Below are 18,036 nucleotides of genomic sequence, written 5' to 3'. Positions count from 1 at the left end.
GCATAAATTAGTTAATCAACTAGTTAGTAGTTAGTTAGCTAAATTAGTTACCATCTTGAGGCTTTTCGACTATCAATCCTATCCTTGCAGAATCTTTTTCCCAAGTTTTCGTTAATTGAAAATCTTGCTCAGTCTTAAAGAGCTGATTACTAAATGGTGAGGATTTTTTTCCTTGTTTTAGAAGCGATTATTCTGTAGATTTTGGGGCAATCTTGATTAAGATTGCCCCACTTCTATCTAGATATTTTTCAGCCATCTAGTGTAGAGTGCTTTCAACTAGACCCACCAAGGAACTAGTTCATCACGTCTCCAGTTCCCATAGCAGCAGGGCTAGCAGCAGTAGCGTATTCTTCTTCCCCTTCATGGAGTTCAGCAAAGGAACCTTTAGGTTCTTTCAAGACTAGGAAGCACAGGAACGCAACAATCAAAGCTGTAACACCCAATACCTGGAAGAATATGCGGTTACCCACATCTCCTGCTGGCAATAAACTAAAGATAGTCAGGTAAGCAACAGCACCCACGTTTCCGTAAGCACCCACGTTACCAGCCACCTGACCGGTGATCCGTCGCTTTACCAGAGGTACGATGGCAAAGGTAGAGCCCTCTCCAGCTTGCACAAAGAAGGAACAAGCCATGGTCAGCAGTACCGCACCAGGAAGCCACCAGCCTCCGTTCATCGTACTGAAGATCAGATAGCCAATACCCATACAGAATGTTAGGACTGCCATGGTCATCTTGCGGCTACCGAGTTTATCAGAGATTAAACCACCACCAGGACGGGACATCAAGTTCATGAAGGCGTAACTAGCAGCAATCATCCCCGCTGCTTGTTTACTCAGTCCGAAGGTACCTTCAAAGAAGGCAGGGAGCATAGAAACTACAGCCAATTCAGAACCGAAGTTAACAATGTAGGTCAACTCTAGAATGGCAACTTGAGAGAAATTGAAGCGGTCTTCAGGAGGATAGCGCTTACGACCTGCTAACAAATCTTTGTTAACTGCCCAGCAGTTGTAAGCTTGGAACAGATACAACCCAAGTAGACCAGCCCAGACGATGTAGAGAACATTTTGCTCGAAAAAGCCGACTTTATTCAAGCGCCAAGCTAGGACACCGAGAATGATGGAGAGAGGAGCATTCATCACCATCAGAAACCAGAAGTCTTTTTTGGTGGTGACTTCCATTCCTCTGGCGCTTTTGGGCTTCTGATAAACTTTGCCTGGGGGAGTATCTTGGACGTTAAAATAATAGAGGATACCATAGAGAGCAGCGATAATCCCAGTACCAGCAATGGAAAACCGCCAGTTCAGACCTGGACTGCCAAAGGCTAAAAATGCGGCAATGGTAGGTAGGGTAAAGGCTGCTGCTGCAGAACCAAAGTTACCCCAGCCCCCGTAAATACCTTCGGCTAAACCAATTTCTTTGGGAGGGAACCATTCTGCCGTCATCCGGATGCCAATCACAAAACCTGCACCTACGATACTCAGTGCCAAGCGGCTAATCACCAGTTGGCTAAAGTTCTGTGCTGAGGCAAAGGCAATACAAGGTATTGCTGCATACATCAGTAACAGGGAGTAGGTGATTCTTGGTCCGTATTTATCTAACAGCATCCCGATGATGATACGGGCAGGCACTGTCAGGGCAACGTTACAAATTGCGATGGTTCGGATTTGACCTACTTCAAGACCGAAGTCTGATTTCACCTGTGTTGCTAGGGGCGCTAAGTTGAACCACACTACAAATGACAGGAAGAAAGCAAACCAGGTCATGTGGAGGATTTTATACCTACCACGAAACGACCACATTTCTGCGAGCATCTATATACCTTTCCTCTACTCAAACTACGAAAACAGAAGATTCACGCACCAACAGCATTAGTCATAAAAGCTGAACGTTTGGGTGGATTTAGTCTCCTCCAAAAACTACTCCAAAGAATCCCTTTATAAACAATCCAGCTGATCTGTTGCCATCAACTTGCTGACTGATAAAAGTTACCTATTAGTTTGAATACTATAGCTTATTCTTTTAGGGTAATTCTTTCGGAATTGATTGCTAAAGTACTCGCCCATAGATACTACTTTTCTGAGGTTAACTTAATACTATTGTTCAGGTACTAATATTGACACCCCTGAAACATAAATTTCGTATGATTTGTTACAACTTGTTTATTATTTTGAATTAAACGCATATTTATTATTCAATAGTTACATCAAGACAACGTCCATTAGCGTGTTGGCCAATTCTGGTATGAATTGAGGATCATGGGTAATGAGTAATTGACTACTGACCACTGACCGAACTATACTTGATATCATTCCTGAGTTAAGCAAGGCGGATTAGTGAAGCAGCTGAAGGCTAATTATTGCTTTTTATTGCTTTTAGCTGTATGGCATTCTGAATCAGCTAATCTCATGCCACCTTTGGGTCTATAAGAAGGTTAGAGACTTTGAATCAATAAAGTCTCTAGGTCTACTTCTTTTTGTCGGCTTTGCTACTTGGGCTTTGTTAGTTGGGCGATGCTTGCTTCTTAAGTGACTAATAGCTGAAGGCTTAATTGACAGCAGCAAACAGCTGAGAACGATCAGCCCGGATATCGAAACCATTGAGGTAATTAACTGGCTGGCTAGGATCAAATGCTCTTTGATCCACAAACACATTCGCAGGTTCAACCCTCATACGCTGACTAGGTAAATCGATTTTCAAGGCCTTGGCAACCTCTTCATAAATTTTCACCGGATAAATCCGGTCGATAATTTTATCAGCATCCTTGGGATATTGACGTCGGTTAATATGACGCCAGCGAATCATTTGGGTTAGCAGCCAAACACCATGGGAGCGCCAAGGATAATTAGCATGATTCGGCTTTTTGAGATAGTCTGTATCTTGAAAGTGAAATAAATTAAAATCAGGGATTGCTTCAAATCGGTCTTTCTGGTCAAAGCCACCATAATTATAGTTGCCCAGTAAAGAACCTTCTATATAATTTACCTTAGTGTCGATGTATTTGCTCCTAGATATAATCTGAGCAATTGACTGGCGATTTTCTAGTTGGTCACAATACTGACAAGCTTCCAAAACAGCTGCTACCAAGGCTCGTGCAGTTGTGGGATGTTTTTCTGCCCAAGGTCCCATGGTTGCGAGTATTTTTCCTGGATGACCTTTCCAAATATCCCGACTGACATAAACCGTAAATCCAGCCTGGTCTACAACTGCTCTTTGGTTCCAGGGCTCATCTAAACAGTAGCCATCTACTATCCCAGCTTGGAGTTTGTATACCATTTGAGATGGTGGAAACTCGATTAGCTTAATCTTTTTCTCAGGATTAATCTCCATAGCTGATAGCCAGTAGAGAAGGGTATAGTTTGCCATGGAGTTGGTCAAGTCTATCCCTACTTTGAGGGGCTCAGCTAATCGTCTAATGTATTTCCTGTAGGAGTTGGCAAAATCTGGGAAATTATAGTACTCCGTTGAAGGACGAATAGCACCTTGCCAAGCTTTTTTGGAAAAGGTGATGCCAGCACCATTGCGATTGAGCATCATTAGAGATATCACTGGTGCCTTGGCTGAACCAAAATTGGTGAGCATTGGCAATCCAAACAAGGCAACGCAGGCATCTATACCCCATGATAGTAAGTCTTTGTGAACCGCTGACCAGTCAGGATATTTCTTAAGACCTACATTCAGACCATAGCGCTGAAAAAAGCCCTTTTCTTTGGCAATGATTAAAGGAGCACAGTCAGTTACAGGAACAAAGCCAATGGTAAGGTTAGTTTTCTCCAACTTACCAAAGTTAGCCGGAGGTCGTTGAGTTGGCTCAGAGGAGCGATCGCGTTTTGGGAAATTGAATAGATTATTTGAGTTACAGGCACTAAATCCAAATCCTACTGTGGCATACCCGATGTATTTGAGAAACTGGCGGCGCTGCTGCTCCATAAAACTTATACAAACCTAGCTAATGCTAGTTAATGCTGTTTATTTCCTGCTTCTTTCGGGACTGTCGGCAGCACCCCGTCCACAGGCAGACACCGTAGAGCCCACGGCGTTTTTCAGATTTATCGCTGCGTTCAAATCCCTGTCCAGGATTAGACCACACTCACTACAGTTATAGGTCCTGATTGGCAAGGGCATCTTCTGACGATGCCCGCAACTTGAACAAAGCTGAGATGATGGATAGAACCTATCTACCTTTACCAATTTGGCACCATACCACTGACACTTATACTCAAGTTGTCTTTTGAATTCATAGAATCCTTGGTCAGCGATCGAACTAGCCAGCTTATGATTAGCCATCATTCCCGATACATTTAAATCCTCAATTACCACCGTGCCGTGGTTTTTGGCTAAGTAAGTTGTGAGTTTTTCCAATGTGTCTTTGCGAATGTTGGCAACCCGTTGATGCTGTAATGCTAATCGGTTTACTGACTTGTGCCAGTTCTTGGAACCTTTTGTCTTTCTCGACAAATCACGGTGTAATCTAGCTAGTCGCTTTTTAGCTTGGCGATAGGGTTTAGAACCGGTGAAAACCTTCCCTGTACTAAGGGTGGCTAATTCTTTTATTCCCACATCTACCCCAACCACATCGATTTGTTTATGTGTTGGTTGTGGTTGATACTGATAATGAAAGCTCAGATACCAGCCGTCAGCTTGACGAGATATAGTGATTTTTTTTGTTTCTAAATCTGGCAATGGTTCATAAGTTCTTACCCATCCCAACTTGGGGAGTTTGTGCTTGCATCCTGAAAATTTTATCGGTTTTCCCGAATTATCTATGGTGAAGCTATCGTGTCTACCCTTTTTTTTGAATCTGGGATATTTCCCTAGTCCTTGGAAAAAGCAATTGTAAGCTGAGCCTAAGTTAATTAAGGCGTATTGGTATACTTTGGATGATAGTTTACTCATCCAAGGGTAGTTAGGTTTAACGTGGTGGGTAAACAATTTTCTGATTGTACTCACCGAGGGTTTCAATCCTTCTTGAGAGGCTTGCTGCCATATTGCCAAGCCCCAGTTGTATACCCATCGAGAGTACCCAGCATGTTGTGCCATCAAGGTTTTTTGATAGTTATTGAGTTTTAGTTTAGTCTTGAGCGCTTTATACATGCTTGATAACCTTTGCTAAGGTTTTCTATTCACTATTAGCAACTCCGACTCAGAACTAACTTAGTGGGATTTTGCTCCAAAATTCTCAATCAGTATATTGCCCAAGACCTCTGGTAAGTCATCACAAGCGACACTTTTGAGCACACACTCGCCCAGTTTAGCATCTTTGCCAACTTTGCCACCCATGTAAATATTGACTCCTTCAACAGACTTACCGTCTTTACGCACCTTGGTTCCCATCAAACCAATATCAGCTACTTGGGGTTGACCACAAGAGTTGGGACAACCTGTCCAATGAATCCGCACCGGGTTTGGTATATCTAACTTTTCTTCCAGTTCCCGAACTATTGCCAAGGCACGATTTTTGGTTTCAATCAGAGCAAAATTGCAGAACTGGGCTCCTGTGCAAGATACTAGAAGCCGTTCTAGGGGTTTGGGCTCAAGGGTAAATTTCTGTAAGAGGGGTTCAGCTAAGAAAGCGTCGAGATTAGCATCTGGAATATTCGGAATAATCACATTCTGCTCAACCGTGAGGCGGATTTCGCTACTGCCATAAGCCTCAGCCATCCGTGCGATATCAAACATCTGATCAGCATACAGTCTACCAACGGGCACGTGTAAACCCACATAATTCAGACCTGGTTGCTTTTGGGCAAAGACACCAATATGGTCTCGCTTTTCCCAATCTATTTCATCGTGAGGAGCAGCCGTAGGGAGTTCTTTACCAAACTGCTTACTGACTTCCTCCCGGAACTTGTCAATCCCCCACTCATCAATCAACCACATCATCCGGGATTTTTGCCGATTCGCCCGCGAGCCTTCGTCGCGATAAACTTCTAGAATAGCACGACACAAGTCAACTACATCATCATTAGGCAGTACCCAAGCATTGAGGGGAACAGCAGCTTCACAACGCTTGGCGGAGAAAAAGCCACCTACGAGTACATTCAAGCCTAGTTGTCCATCTTTGTAGGCAGGCACGAAGGCAATATCATTAATTTCAGCATGGACTGAGTTATCCCGACCCCCTTCAATAGCAATATTGAATTTACGGGGCAAGTTAGTAAACTCATAATTCCCTTGGCTGTTATTAGTGATCATGTCCTGTACTTTTTGGACAAGATCCCTAGTGTCAATTAATTCATCGCGATCTATCCCCGCCATAGGAGAACCAGTAATATTCCGAACATTGTCCATACCAGATTGGACGCTAGTTAAGCCAACTTGCTCGAACCTGCGGAAAATATCAGGCATGTCTTCAATGCGGATACCTCGCAACTGGATATTTTGGCGGGTCGTAATATCAGCACTACCATCTTCACCATAGCGCTGGACTATCTCAGCTAGTACCTGCATCTGAGTGCTGTTTAAAATCCCGTTGGGTGTCCGCATCCGTAGCATGAACTTGCCTGGAGTAACAGGTCTATAAAAGACACCCATCCACTTCAGCCGATGCTGTAGGTCATCTGGCTCTATTGCTTCCCAGCCAATTCTAGCAAACTCTTCTATTTGTTCTTTAATGGCAAGACCATCTTTCTCTGCCTTGAATTTCTCAAATTTGTTTAGTTTTGCGGCTGGCTTAGCTGCGCTGGTCATAGCTGTTCCCTCGTTGCCTTTTGCTCAATTGCCAGAAGTTTTGTCCAGAGCCTCTGATGTCACTACTCTTGATGTCGATAAATTAATTTAAAGTAATGCTAATATTTTGTATATTTTGTTACTAAATACGGCTTTTACTGAAAAAAATACATAATTTAAATGCATAAATTGCATTATGCCGTGATCTCAAATGTCTGGTGGCTTCCTCCTGAATCAAAATCTCCCCGCGCCCAGGCCCCGCGCCCCATCTCCCCATCAATCGTCTTGATGATGGGTATTCAACCGAACTTGATATTACTCCCAGTGACTAGACAGGGGTAGTCTAACCGTAAACAAAGTCCCTACACCAACCTGGCTATCTACCAAAATTTGACCACGGTGCTGCTCTACACTCTTGTTAACAATCGATAATCCTAGACCTGTACCAGGAATATCCCCAACATTGCTAGCTCGCTGGAAAGGTTCAAACAGCTGGGAAATCTCTTGTTTTGGAATACCAATTCCCGAGTCTCTAATTTTAAAAATTGCCCAGTTACCTTCCACGGTTAACTCAAACTCTACGGTTCCCCCTTCAGGAGAATACTTAATCCCATTTGATAGCAAGTTATTGAAAATATATCGGAGGAGTTGGGGATCCATATAGGCATCATTAATATTACTTTGAGGATTAAAAATAATCCTATGGCTCCCCCCAGTAGCCAACTGCATCTGCTCTATCAAATCAGAGCAGAATTCTACTAGGTTAATTGGAGTTGGCTTAAAAGTTAGCTTATTTCCTTCTGCTTTTTCAATAAATAGAACTTCATCCAAGAGTTGTTTCATATCTTGGATAGAGCCTTTAATTTGTTCAAAATACTTGCGATGTTTATCCTTGACCAAATGTTTGCTATAGCGTTCTAACAATTCAGTAGCTAGAAGAACTTTACTCAGAGGTGTACGACATTCGTGGGAAACAATAGAGACAAAGCTAGATTTTTGTTCTCTAAGCTCCTGTTCTCTTACCAGTGCTTGACGGATTTTTGCTTCTGCTTGGAAGCGAGAGAGGGCAATTTCAATGGTAACTCGCAGTTCTTCTTCCTCAAATGGTTTCAGGAGGTAACCAAAGGGTTGGGTTATCTTAGCTCTTTCTAGGGTGATATCATCGCTATAGGCAGTCAAATAGACTACTGGGATATTCCATTTTGTCCTAATCAGCCTGGCAGCAGTCACTCCATCTATTTTCCCTTTCAAACGAATATCCATCAGGATTAAATCCGGTTGGATTTGCTCAGCTTTTCTAACTGCTTCTTCTCCAGATACAGCCACAGCAGGAACCATGTACCCTAGGAGTTTGAGGCTATTCGTGATATCCATAGCCACAAGGGTTTCATCTTCAACAACTAGGATTTTTTTCTTGGTCATGCTCGACTTGCCCTAGAGATCCAGTGAATGGGGAAAGTTTATTTTTAATCTAGTGCCTTGGCTACAGTCAAGGATGATGTTACCCCCCAGTTGTGCAGTCAAGTTACGAACAATACTCAAACCAAGGGATTTAGTGGATTGAAAGTCTAAATTTTCCGGTAAACCAATACCATTATCACTTACCGTGAGGATTAGCTGACCCTGTTGATCTGAACTTAGACTAATTTCAATCTTACCGTATTGATGTTCAGGAAAGGCATATTTGAGTGAATTAGATACCAATTCATTGATGATTAGCCCACAGGGAATAGCTATATCAATGGTTAAGGGAGCTGTGGTAACTTCAATATTGAGGCCGATTGTCTGTCGGTTAATGCCGTAGGAACGAAACAAGTTATTGGTTAAGGTTTGAATGTATTTTCCGAAATTAATCTGGGCTAAATTTGGGGATTGATACAGCTGCTGGTGAATCAGAGCCATAGATTGAACCCGATGCTGGGAATCTTTGAACAAACTTAATGCTTGTGGATCTTCAACTTTCCTCGACTGTAGTCGGAGTAGGCTAGAAATAATTTGCAGGTTATTTTTAACCCGGTGATGAATTTCTTTGAGCAAAACCTCTTTTTCGGTTAGAGAGGCTCTGACCTGATTTTCTGCTTGCTTGCGTTCGGTGATATCTACTATTTGATACAGAAATTTTCGGGGCTTACCTTGAGCATCCCTGACTAAAACTGCTTTCTTGGTCAAAACATGGATTACTCTACCATCTTTCGACAGTAAGCGATTTTCCATCTGAAAGTGGGATGTTCTTCCTGGCCACAACTCTTGATTCGGGGTAAGGTTAATTGTAAAATCATCGGGATAGATAATATCTGTAGCCTTTTTCTGCCTCAGTTCCTCGGCTGTGTAACCAACCGTGTCACAAAAGGCTTGATTAACCTGTAGCATGGAATCATCAGTGCTGGTAATTGCCATACCCATGGGAGAGAGTTCAAAAATCAGGCGAAATTGTTCCTCACTTTTGCGAAGTTGTTCATTGACTTTCCGTAGATCAGCAGTCCGTTGTTCGACTCTCAGTTCTAGTTCCTGGTTGAGCTGTTGTAGAGCTAACTCTGCCTGTTTATGCTGGGTGATATCAATCCCTACACACACGGCTGCAGCACCTTGCTGGTACTTCTGAGCAGCAATTAGATAATATTTCGAATAATTTTTCACTTTCAGCTCAACCACCTGGGAAGCTGCTGATTCCCCACAGGCGAGAAACTGACCCATAAAACCAACAAACTGAGGGCTGCTGTGCAGAAAGCCCAACTCTTGACCGACAAAAGTCTCGGGAGGTAATTGCAGGCTCTGAGCCAGATGTCGGTTCACCCCAAGATATCGACCATCAGCACTAATCCAAGACACTGGTCCGGGTACAGCATCCAAAACTGCCTCTAGTTGCTCTTTTGCTTGTCGCAGCTGATGATTAGCTTTGGACAATTCTGTTGTCTGTTGTTGAAATTGGTATTCCAGTTGCTGATTACCCTGGGGCCATTTCTCCTGAGCCTGCTTACCCTTGGTAATTTCTGGTTGTAGTTGCTGATTGACCTGAGTTAACTGAGCAGTTTGTTGTTCTACTACTTGCCCAAGTCCCTTGATAATCCTACACATCTGTGTAGAGTCAAGGGTTGTCAGCAAGTTAGGCTGGTTAATAATGCCTAGCAACTCCCCTATATCGCCAGTTTCCAACACTTGTGCTAGCTGCTGCTGTTCCATGTGTTAATATATTGTTAATATTATTGGATAATTACTCTGTAACAAGTACTATGGAACGCTGTTAGATTATCACAACATCTGCAACCGAAACACTAACCTGACGCTATCCGATAGACTTCCTCGACCAATGTTGCCAAACGCTGCATGGCGATTTCAATTTCTTGTTCACTAGCGGTAAGGCTGATGCGAATACACTGTTGCTGGTGAGACCAGTCTTCTCGTAAGCCGGGGAAAAATGTACTCCCAGGCACGACAATCACACCCACCTGCTTCAACTGTTGATAGAGTTCCCAGTCAGTAATTGGCAAATCCTGTAACCACAACCAAGCAAAGATAGCTCCTTCACCCCGATGCAAGAACCAAGGCAAGTCTTTGGGCATGAATTTGTCTAATGTAAGTTCAAGGGTCACAAACTTTTGCTGGTAGTGGGGACGAATTACATTAGTGGCAATCTCGGGGAGCGCTCCAGATGCGATCGCTTTTGCGGCAATAGCTTGTCCATAGCGAGCCGAATGAATACAAAGATTGGTCTGGAAGGATTCTAAAATGCTAATTAGCTCCGGATTTCCAATTGCTACACCAACCCGTTCCCCTGGTAGTCCAGCTTTTGATAAACTCAGACAGTGGATGATATTGTCTCGAAAGACTGGTGTCATTTCGGTAAAGTTCAGTGCTGGAAAAGGTGGAGCATAAGCTGCGTCAATCAACACTGGCACATTGAAGGGTGCAGCCATTTCGGCAATTTTGATTACCTCTTCATCGGTGAGGACATTGCCAGTGGGATTACAGGGACGGGAAACAATTACACAGCCAGTCTCTTGGCTAATCGTCAATTGGCTGAAATCAGGGCGATACTTAAAACGGTGTTGCTGCTGATTAATGTCTAGAGTAGGTTTGTAAGCATATACTGCTTCTGGAGTCAAGCTTACTCCTCCATAGCCAGTGTATTCCGGAGAAAGGGGCAAGACAACTTGTTTGAGGTGGCCGTTGCTGGTGTAGCCACCAAAAGCGTTAGCGGCGAAAAAGTAAATGGATTGAGAACCGGGAGTAATCAGGATATGGCGATCGCTTAGGGAAAGACCGTAGCGTTGATTGAAATCCTTTGCGATCGCATCGATCAGAGGCTGATATCCTTGAGATGACCCGTAGCGGCAAATCACCTCACCATATTCTGAGCTAGCTAACAGTTGTGCCGTGCAATCACGCCAAAGTTGCTCGACTTCTGGCAAAATCACTGGATTCCCTGCACTGAGATTAATCCAATCTTTTCCCTGACCAGCTCGTAGCGTTTCGATAATATCTTTCATAATCGCTCGGACACCAGTCAGTTTGGACATCTGAGTCCCAATTTGAGTCAGGGTAGGATCCATGGATAGTGATAACCTTTTGGCTTTGAGGGTACTTGATCAATAGTTCTCCAACCGAAAATCATACCAAAATGCCGATTCTCGAACCAAACAAATATGCTCTTGCCCTTCACACCACTAGTCCTGAACTTGGGCTGGTGATCAGTAACTTTGCCAGGGATACCCGCTGCCAAACTTGGGACTTAGGGCGAGAGTTGTCTGGTCAATTGCATCAGCACTTGACTGAATTTCTGAATTCCCAAAGTTGGGAAAACTTAGAATTCATTGCGGTAGCTATTGGACCGGGTAGCTTTACGAGTACCCGTATCGGTATAGTGACTGCTCGTACCCTAGCACAACAGTTAGATATTCCTCTGTTTGGCATTTCTACACTGGCAGCGATCGCGTGGTTAGAGAAAGAGGGGAAAGAGGGGGAACAGGGAGCGATGTATCAAGACAACTTGGGATCACGAGCAAGCACATGGGCTACGCGCAAGCTACGGGAACAGCAATCAGCAATTAGCACTCAATACTCAGAACTAAGCACTGACATTGCTATTCAAATGCCTGCGCAACGGGGTCAGCTGTATACCGCCATCTATCAGCCATCAATAGCTGGTCTGGGACTGAGGAAGATATTACCAGATGCTGTCATGACTTCAGATCAATGGAAACAAGTTTTGGGTACCTTAGAAACACCATTGCGAGTGCTAGAGGCTCCAGCACATTTGGGGAGTTATGCTAGGGGTGTCTTGGAACTTGCTTATCTCGATTGGCAACAGGGAAAGCGCCCCAACTGGTCAGAAGTACTACCGTTTTATGGGCAGCATCCAGTTTAAGAATTAAGAATTAAGAATTAAGAATTAAGAATTAAGAATGAAGAATTAAAAATTAAAAATTAAGAATTAAAAATTAAAAATGAATAGCGGTCTAATTTTCAATTGTTGGCACTTATACCAGCTTATAATTGGATTGATGGGGTATTTTTGAATTTTGAATTGATAATTTATAATTAGATTGATGGGGTATGTTTGAATTATAAATTGAGAATTTATAATTGGAGCGAAGCGATTGACCAACCAAGAAGAACGTGCGTACTGGCTAGCATGGTCAGAGGTTCCCGGTATCGGATCAGTATTGCTCCAACGGCTACACCAACAGTTTGGAACTCTGGCAGAGGCTTGGAAAGCATCAGCTTCAGAGTTAGGAGCCGTTGAGGGGTTCGGGGTGCGGCTAATCGAAAGAGTAGTTAAAATGCGTGGCCAAACTAATCCGCAACAGCTACTTGAGCAACACTTGGTCAAAAATCCTTGTTTCTGGACACCAGCGGATGGGGAGTATCCCCGCTTGTTACTAGAAATTCCTAGTCCTCCCGCAACGCTATACTATAGCGGACTAGTTGATCTACAAGAAAATTACGGTAGCAAGCCCATAGTCGGTATTGTGGGTACCCGCAATCCCACCGAATACGGTAAACGTTGGACTCGCAAAATCAGTGCTACCCTTGCTAAGCATGGTTTTACAGTGGTGTCCGGTATGGCAGTGGGAATTGATACACAAGCCCATCGCGGCTGTCTGGAAGCGGGTGGTAGGACAATAGCAGTTTTGGGAACTGGTCTTGATGTGGTATATCCCTTGAGCAATAGTTATCTTTACAAACAAATTCAAGAGCAGGGATTGGTAATCAGCGAGTATCCAGCTAGTACCAAACCCGCACGTTCCAACTTTCCCCAACGCAATCGGATTATTGCTGGTTTAAGCCGTGCAGTTTTAGTGATGGAAGCGCCTAACAAGTCCGGAGCGCTAATTACTGCTAGGCTCGCCAATGAGTTCTGTCGGGATGTCTATGCACTACCAGGTTCCTTAGATAATCCCAATTCTATTGGTTGTTTGGGACTGTTAAATCGGGGTGCCCATGTAATTTTAAGTGAAGGTCACTTGTTGGAAATGCTCGGAGCTATTCCAGAACTTGACCCCCACTCGGCTCTAGAACAACCTTTACCCGCTTTACCTGTACCGACCTTAGAGCCAGGATTGGCAAAAGTGTTGGATGCGATCGCATTTGAACCAACCCCATTCGATATCATTGTCCAGCAAGCAGCTTTAGAAGCAGGCTCAGTATCCAGTGCCTTGTTACAGTTGGAACTAATGGGATTAGTTTCTCAGTCACCAGGGATGCGATATCGAAGATTAATCACTGGAATATGAAGCATGAATACAAATAACAGTAATTTACGTTCCTTGGCACAAAAGCGCAAATTGGCGATTGGAACGGGAGTGTCGATGGAACCGTTGCGAAATGATCCTAGTTATCGAGAGGTGTTGATGCGTGAATATAACATTGTCACACCAACTTATATCATGAAGTTTGAGGCGCTACAGCCCCAACGCCATCAGTATAATTTTGAAGCTGCTGATAACTTTGTAGCTATTGCGAAAGCCAATCAGATGCAGGTGCGCGGTCATAATCTGGTTTGGCATCATAGTGTGCCTTGGTGGCTAACCCACGGACAATGGACACAGGAAGAGTTAATCCATATCCTGCGACAACATATTCATACTGTTGTTGGTCACTATCGCGGACAATTAGCAGCTTGGGATGTGGTCAATGAAGCGGTGGCAGACCAAGACTCAGCAGGACAAAGGAAACGAGATACAATTTGGTCGCTCGGGATTGGACCAGAATACGTTGAGTTGGCATTTCGCTGGGCTCATGAAGCTGACCCCACAGTTCCCTTGTTTTATAACGACTACGCTGGAGAAGGACTTGGGGCAAAGTCAGATGCGATTTATGCCATGGTCAAACAATTGCGGCAACGGGATGTCCCAATTCACGGCATTGGCTTTCAGATGCACATTAGTATTCAAAATCCTCCTAAGCCAGAAGACATAGCAGCAAACATGAAGCGTCTGGGTGAGTTGGGATTGCAGGTTCAGGTTACCGAGATGGATGTAAAAATCCATGATGGTAGCGGCACACAAGAAGAACGGGTGGCTGCTCAGACACAGGTATATCGAGATATCCTGCAAGTTTGTTTAGAGGCTCCCAATTGTACAGCCTTCTTAACTTGGGAATTTGCAGATCATCATTCCTGGATTCCGGATTTCTTTGGTAAACCAGATTCTCCTCTACCTTTCGATGAATCCTATCGTCCTAAAGCTGCTTATCACGGGATGGTTGAAGTTTTAAAAATTGATAGTTAAAAATTAAAAAATAAAGATAAAAATCACTTAAATTATCTTTTTTAATTCAGTAAATTGTTGTATAATTTGGGAGCTAATTAATATGGTATATTTACCTGATACCCTGGAATTAACTATTAATTTAAGTGACGAACAATTTTTCCAGCTTTGTCAAGATAACAGGGATTTAAGATTTGAGGGCACTTCTGAAGGATATTTAATCATCATGTCACCTACCGGAGGAAATACAGGTAGACGAAATATTAAACTATCGACTCAACTAGAATTGTGGAGCAGTCAAATGAAACTTGGTGTTGCATTTGACTCTAATACAGGATTTAAATTGCCTAATGGAGCAAATCGTTCTCCTGATGCGTCTTGGATTAAACGAGAGCGTTGGGAAGGGTTAACACCAGAAGAACAGGATAAATTTGTCCCTTTATGTCCTGATTTTGTGTTGGAATTGCGTTCTCCGAGTGATTCCCTGTCTTGATGCAGTCGCTCATGGGGGAAACCACGGCAGTTGCTCATGGTTTGTTCGCGTTCGCCTTTGGCGTGGCCTACGGCCAAGCGTGGCCTACGGCCAAGTTACCGTAAGACAGTTGAGCCTTGTCTTGATGCAGTCGCTCATGGGGGAAACCCCCAAGACCGCGCAAATCACGCTAATCAATAAGTTTTAACCCTTTTCTGCATAACCTACCAACCATAAAGGCTCAACTGTCTAAGGTTTCGTCTCCGGGGAGACCCCCAAGACCGCGCTGCCTCCCCAAGACCGCGCTGCATCGCTGAAAATGGTGCAAGCTAAAGTAAGAGAGTATATGGAAAATGGCGCTAGATTAGGATGGTTAATTGATCCCCAAAATAAGGTTGTGGAAATCTATCGTCCCAATCAAGATTTAGAAATTATCCAATCTCCGAAAACCTTATCAGGAGAAGATGTTTTGCCTGGATTTACTTTAGATTTATCAGAAATTATATGATATATGATGCTATCTATAGCAGCGATAAACCCAATTGATAACTGCTATAGATAACTTTTATAGTTGAATAGGCTAATCTTGAGATAGTATCTCTACATCTGTCCAGAAAATTCCTGAAGCATCACTCTCGTTTTCGTAAATATCCTGTACGCTCGACCCCAAATAACCACCTACTATCAAGCTATTCAATAACCACAGTAGTAGCGGAAGTGCGCAAATACTCATCAAAAAGATTAGGGATTTTCGGATAGTGTTTATCACTGTGCTAACTCCGGTATAGGAAAAATAATTCCGCTTAACATTAGCCACGCTATAGCCAAAGTAAGCACAATGTTAAAACTCTGTCCTACCAAGTAAAGAATCATGGGTTTACCACCCTGAAGTTGTGTCCCTAAATCCCGAAAGTTCGAGTCTAGACCAATGGACAAAAATGCGATACAAAATAGCCAGCCACGATAGGTCTTGGTTTGACTAAGAATGCCTTTAACTGTATCCATCCCCATCAAGGGAATACAAACAAAGGATACTAACAGAGAAGCAGCTATAAAACCTAAGATAAACTTGGGCAAACGTACCCATAATTCCCTCATTTGTGGTTTAGGAGCATTTGGCTCGCGCTCTACACAAAAGACCCAAAATAAAGCGATCGCAAAAGCTATCACGCCGATCAGCATATTTTGAATCATCTTAACTAAAGCAGCAGCTTGACCAGCGATTTCCCCTACTGTTTCACCAGCAGCGACAACTGCGCCAGTAGAATCAATGGTTCCCCCCAGCCATGCACCACTGACTAATTCATTCATACCTACAGCCTTGAGAAACAAGGGCATGATCACCATCATGGCAACGGTAAAAATGAGAGTCATCCCTACAGCTAAAGTCAACTCGTTTTTCTTAGCCTTACAGGCTGCTGCTGCTGCAATAGCGGCTGATACACCACACACTGATGTGGATGTGGCGACTACCATCACCAGTGATTTCTGCTGCATGTTCAGAACCCGAGTACCAAACAGATACATAAATATGATCACAATAGGCGTAACTAGCCAAGCGATCGCTAAACCATAAGGTCCGAATTCCACAATTCTGTTAAAGAGAATTTCTGCACCGAGAATTACTAAGCCAGTCTTGATGTAATATTCAGTACGCACCGCTGGCATCATCCACCTTGGTGTACCAATAGTATTGCTGATGATTAGTCCAATCAACAATGCCCAGAAAGCATAGCCGAGGTTAATTGCTTTAGCGGTCTGTGAATTACCCAGTATATAGGATAAAACGGCTAAAAGAAAGATAACCAAAAAGCCTGGTATCATGTTTCTGCCTTCTTTTCCCTTCATTACCAGGTTGCCAAGGGTAAACAGAGCACATAAACCAATGGCGAGCAATGCCAGTTTAGGAAGCAATTCCCAGGGGAGTGCCGATAATAGATCTATCCCTTTCCATTTGGGCATCTTTGGCACAACGGTTATGATGCCACTAAACACCGTCCCCAATAACAGTAGACCAATCCACACAGACCACCAGTCTTCTAATTTGTAGAAGTTAGACCATTTTGTTTGACTCATTAGTAGATTTAATTTTACCCTAGAACGCACCACCGAAATAATATCAATACATCATACCAATTCATAAAAGTAGCACGCTAAGATGCAGATGGGGAGATGACTATCTCCCCGCGCTGGGGTCTGTTTCTGTAACTATTTACTATTCCCTGGGCACAGCGCTATAGTTGATTCTCGGTGACGATTCCTCCTAGTGGTATTTTCAAAGGTTCTAGACTCGAAATCCCCTGAAAGCCAACCAGACCTAGGGAAATACGTGGGCACTACCAAAATGACCGAAACCTAAGTGCAGCAGCGAGTGCATCAAGACAAGTAAATATTCCTGATTGACCATTAGCTAGATCTGCATATGTTTTTGAGCCTATTTAACAGGTGGTTTTTCTTAAAATCCTAGTACAAACTGCTGGTCGAACCTGAACAGAAATTCAACTCTCAACCCATTAATTTTTTCCCAGGAAAGATTTAGAAACACAGGAGCAGCCTCTGCTTTATAAACGTAACATGCGATCGCAATACATAGAGCAAGACTGGTGACTGCAGTATTAACAATTTTGGCCAGTTTTTTTTTCATTTTTAGATTATCTCGACTACATTGGCTTACTACTGACTGTTCAAACAAAAATTCACTTTAATGGCTGATGAGATTGGTAGTTGATCAATTTCCTAGCAACGAGAGGTTATAACTAACAGCGCTAATATAATTCAGGAGCTCCCTCAAACCCCTCAATGAATCTTGATAACTATAGCTTCCTATGCCGTTATAGGTTTCTGTAAAAACAATCAAGTGACGTTCATTATAATGATCTTATCAGGTAATCTGGACAACCTGCATCAAGTTATTATCAATATAATTAATGATTTTGTTAAGATAGCTTTAAGTAAATATGAAGCTAGTTTATAATTTAGGCAAAACTAGTAACAAAAATTATAGGTAGTACAACACTACAGGTAGATTTGCTGCCAAATTTATGTAGTTAAGACTAGTCTCGTTAGACTATGAAAACTAAAAATTATGAATTGTGAATAATGAGAATAGCTGATTTTGATATAACAAACTATCCTCGTCGGATTGAGGAGCTTCGAGTCAGGAGTCAGACTAATTGATTTATTTTA

14 protein-coding genes and 1 pseudogene are annotated in these 18,036 nt (G+C 43.0%); 5 read left to right on the top strand and 10 right to left on the bottom strand.

What is annotated here, in order from left to right:
- Positions 1-293 precede the first annotated feature (293 nt).
- From BJP34_RS10815 to BJP34_RS10785, 7 genes are all read right to left on the bottom strand, one after another.
- The gene (locus BJP34_RS10815) at positions 294-1,814 is read right to left on the bottom strand and encodes an MFS transporter (RefSeq protein ID WP_070392352.1); all 1,521 of its coding nucleotides are present in this window, start codon (positions 1,812-1,814) and stop codon (positions 294-296) included.
- A gap of 733 nt (positions 1,815-2,547) precedes the next feature.
- Positions 2,548-3,930 carry an ABC transporter substrate-binding protein gene (locus tag BJP34_RS10810; RefSeq protein ID WP_070392351.1) on the bottom strand — a complete coding sequence of 461 codons (1,383 nt, stop codon included), beginning with the start codon at positions 3,928-3,930 and terminating at the stop codon, positions 2,548-2,550.
- Positions 3,931-3,969: 39 nt separating this feature from the next.
- The gene (locus BJP34_RS10805) at positions 3,970-5,094 is read right to left on the bottom strand and encodes an RNA-guided endonuclease InsQ/TnpB family protein (RefSeq protein WP_070392350.1); all 1,125 of its coding nucleotides are present in this window, start codon (positions 5,092-5,094) and stop codon (positions 3,970-3,972) included.
- A gap of 60 nt (positions 5,095-5,154) precedes the next feature.
- Positions 5,155-6,690 carry a ferredoxin--nitrite reductase gene (locus BJP34_RS10800; protein ID WP_070392349.1) on the bottom strand — a complete coding sequence of 512 codons (1,536 nt, stop codon included), beginning with the start codon at positions 6,688-6,690 and terminating at the stop codon, positions 5,155-5,157.
- 294 nt (positions 6,691-6,984) lie between these two features.
- The gene (locus tag BJP34_RS10795) at positions 6,985-8,091 is read right to left on the bottom strand and encodes a hybrid sensor histidine kinase/response regulator (RefSeq protein WP_070392348.1); all 1,107 of its coding nucleotides are present in this window, start codon (positions 8,089-8,091) and stop codon (positions 6,985-6,987) included.
- A gap of 12 nt (positions 8,092-8,103) precedes the next feature.
- The gene (locus BJP34_RS10790; RefSeq protein WP_070392347.1) at positions 8,104-9,849 is read right to left on the bottom strand and encodes a histidine kinase dimerization/phosphoacceptor domain -containing protein; all 1,746 of its coding nucleotides are present in this window, start codon (positions 9,847-9,849) and stop codon (positions 8,104-8,106) included.
- 92 nt (positions 9,850-9,941) lie between these two features.
- Positions 9,942-11,219, bottom strand: coding sequence for a valine--pyruvate transaminase (locus BJP34_RS10785; RefSeq protein ID WP_070392346.1), 1,278 nt, complete (start codon positions 11,217-11,219; stop codon positions 9,942-9,944).
- 68 nt (positions 11,220-11,287) lie between these two features.
- Here BJP34_RS10785 and tsaB point away from each other — a divergent pair, with 68 nt between their 5' ends.
- From tsaB to BJP34_RS10760, 5 genes and pseudogenes are all read left to right on the top strand, one after another.
- Positions 11,288-12,034, top strand: a complete 747-nt coding sequence (tsaB, locus tag BJP34_RS10780) for a tRNA (adenosine(37)-N6)-threonylcarbamoyltransferase complex dimerization subunit type 1 TsaB (RefSeq protein ID WP_070392345.1) — start codon at positions 11,288-11,290, stop codon at positions 12,032-12,034.
- 232 nt (positions 12,035-12,266) lie between these two features.
- Positions 12,267-13,403 (top strand): DNA-processing protein DprA, encoded by a 1,137-nt coding sequence (gene dprA, locus BJP34_RS10775; protein WP_070392344.1) that lies wholly within the window; start codon positions 12,267-12,269, stop codon positions 13,401-13,403.
- 3 nt (positions 13,404-13,406) lie between these two features.
- A complete protein-coding gene (locus BJP34_RS10770; RefSeq protein WP_070392343.1) occupies positions 13,407-14,399 on the top strand; it encodes an endo-1,4-beta-xylanase in 993 nt (330 codons plus the stop codon).
- A gap of 82 nt (positions 14,400-14,481) precedes the next feature.
- Positions 14,482-14,865 (top strand): annotated as a pseudogene (locus BJP34_RS10765) (Uma2 family endonuclease); the annotation flags it as partial.
- A 304-nt stretch (positions 14,866-15,169) separates the two neighbouring features.
- Positions 15,170-15,358 (top strand): Uma2 family endonuclease, encoded by a 189-nt coding sequence (locus BJP34_RS10760; RefSeq protein WP_418904126.1) that lies wholly within the window; start codon positions 15,170-15,172, stop codon positions 15,356-15,358.
- Between the two features lie 72 nt (positions 15,359-15,430).
- Here BJP34_RS10760 and BJP34_RS42910 read toward each other — a convergent pair whose 3' ends face one another.
- From BJP34_RS42910 to BJP34_RS10750, 3 genes are all read right to left on the bottom strand, one after another.
- Positions 15,431-15,583 (bottom strand): hypothetical protein, encoded by a 153-nt coding sequence (locus BJP34_RS42910; RefSeq protein ID WP_158517127.1) that lies wholly within the window; start codon positions 15,581-15,583, stop codon positions 15,431-15,433.
- 32 nt (positions 15,584-15,615) lie between these two features.
- Positions 15,616-16,926: a YeiH family protein gene (locus BJP34_RS10755; protein ID WP_070392342.1), complete on the bottom strand. Its 1,311-nt coding sequence runs from the start codon at positions 16,924-16,926 to the stop codon at positions 15,616-15,618.
- A gap of 379 nt (positions 16,927-17,305) precedes the next feature.
- Positions 17,306-17,494, bottom strand: coding sequence for a hypothetical protein (locus BJP34_RS10750; RefSeq protein ID WP_070392341.1), 189 nt, complete (start codon positions 17,492-17,494; stop codon positions 17,306-17,308).
- Positions 17,495-18,036 lie beyond the last annotated feature (542 nt).

The organism is Moorena producens PAL-8-15-08-1 (genome assembly GCF_001767235.1).
GTDB classification, from domain to species: domain Bacteria; phylum Cyanobacteriota; class Cyanobacteriia; order Cyanobacteriales; family Coleofasciculaceae; genus Moorena; species Moorena producens_A.
Note: the sequence above shows the minus strand (reverse complement) of the source record. Positions and strands in the feature narration are given on the sequence as shown.

Bases quoted from the DNA above. Each gene is read 5' to 3' on its own strand.
- BJP34_RS10815 (WP_070392352.1), bottom strand. From the start codon at position 1,814: ATGCTCGCAGAAATGTGGTCGTTTCGTGGTAGGTATAAAATCCTCCAC.
- BJP34_RS10810 (WP_070392351.1), bottom strand. From the start codon at position 3,930: ATGGAGCAGCAGCGCCGCCAGTTTCTCAAATACATCGGGTATGCCACA.
- BJP34_RS10805 (WP_070392350.1), bottom strand. From the start codon at position 5,094: ATGTATAAAGCGCTCAAGACTAAACTAAAACTCAATAACTATCAAAAA.
- BJP34_RS10800 (WP_070392349.1), bottom strand. From the start codon at position 6,690: ATGACCAGCGCAGCTAAGCCAGCCGCAAAACTAAACAAATTTGAGAAA.
- BJP34_RS10795 (WP_070392348.1), bottom strand. From the start codon at position 8,091: ATGACCAAGAAAAAAATCCTAGTTGTTGAAGATGAAACCCTTGTGGCT.
- BJP34_RS10790 (WP_070392347.1), bottom strand. From the start codon at position 9,849: ATGGAACAGCAGCAGCTAGCACAAGTGTTGGAAACTGGCGATATAGGG.
- BJP34_RS10785 (WP_070392346.1), bottom strand. From the start codon at position 11,219: ATGGATCCTACCCTGACTCAAATTGGGACTCAGATGTCCAAACTGACT.
- tsaB (WP_070392345.1), top strand. From the start codon at position 11,288: ATGCCGATTCTCGAACCAAACAAATATGCTCTTGCCCTTCACACCACT.
- BJP34_RS10770 (WP_070392343.1), top strand. From the start codon at position 13,407: ATGAATACAAATAACAGTAATTTACGTTCCTTGGCACAAAAGCGCAAA.
- BJP34_RS10760 (WP_418904126.1), top strand. From the start codon at position 15,170: ATGGTGCAAGCTAAAGTAAGAGAGTATATGGAAAATGGCGCTAGATTA.
- BJP34_RS42910 (WP_158517127.1), bottom strand. From the start codon at position 15,583: ATGAGTATTTGCGCACTTCCGCTACTACTGTGGTTATTGAATAGCTTG.
- BJP34_RS10755 (WP_070392342.1), bottom strand. From the start codon at position 16,926: ATGAGTCAAACAAAATGGTCTAACTTCTACAAATTAGAAGACTGGTGG.
- BJP34_RS10750 (WP_070392341.1), bottom strand. From the start codon at position 17,494: ATGAAAAAAAAACTGGCCAAAATTGTTAATACTGCAGTCACCAGTCTT.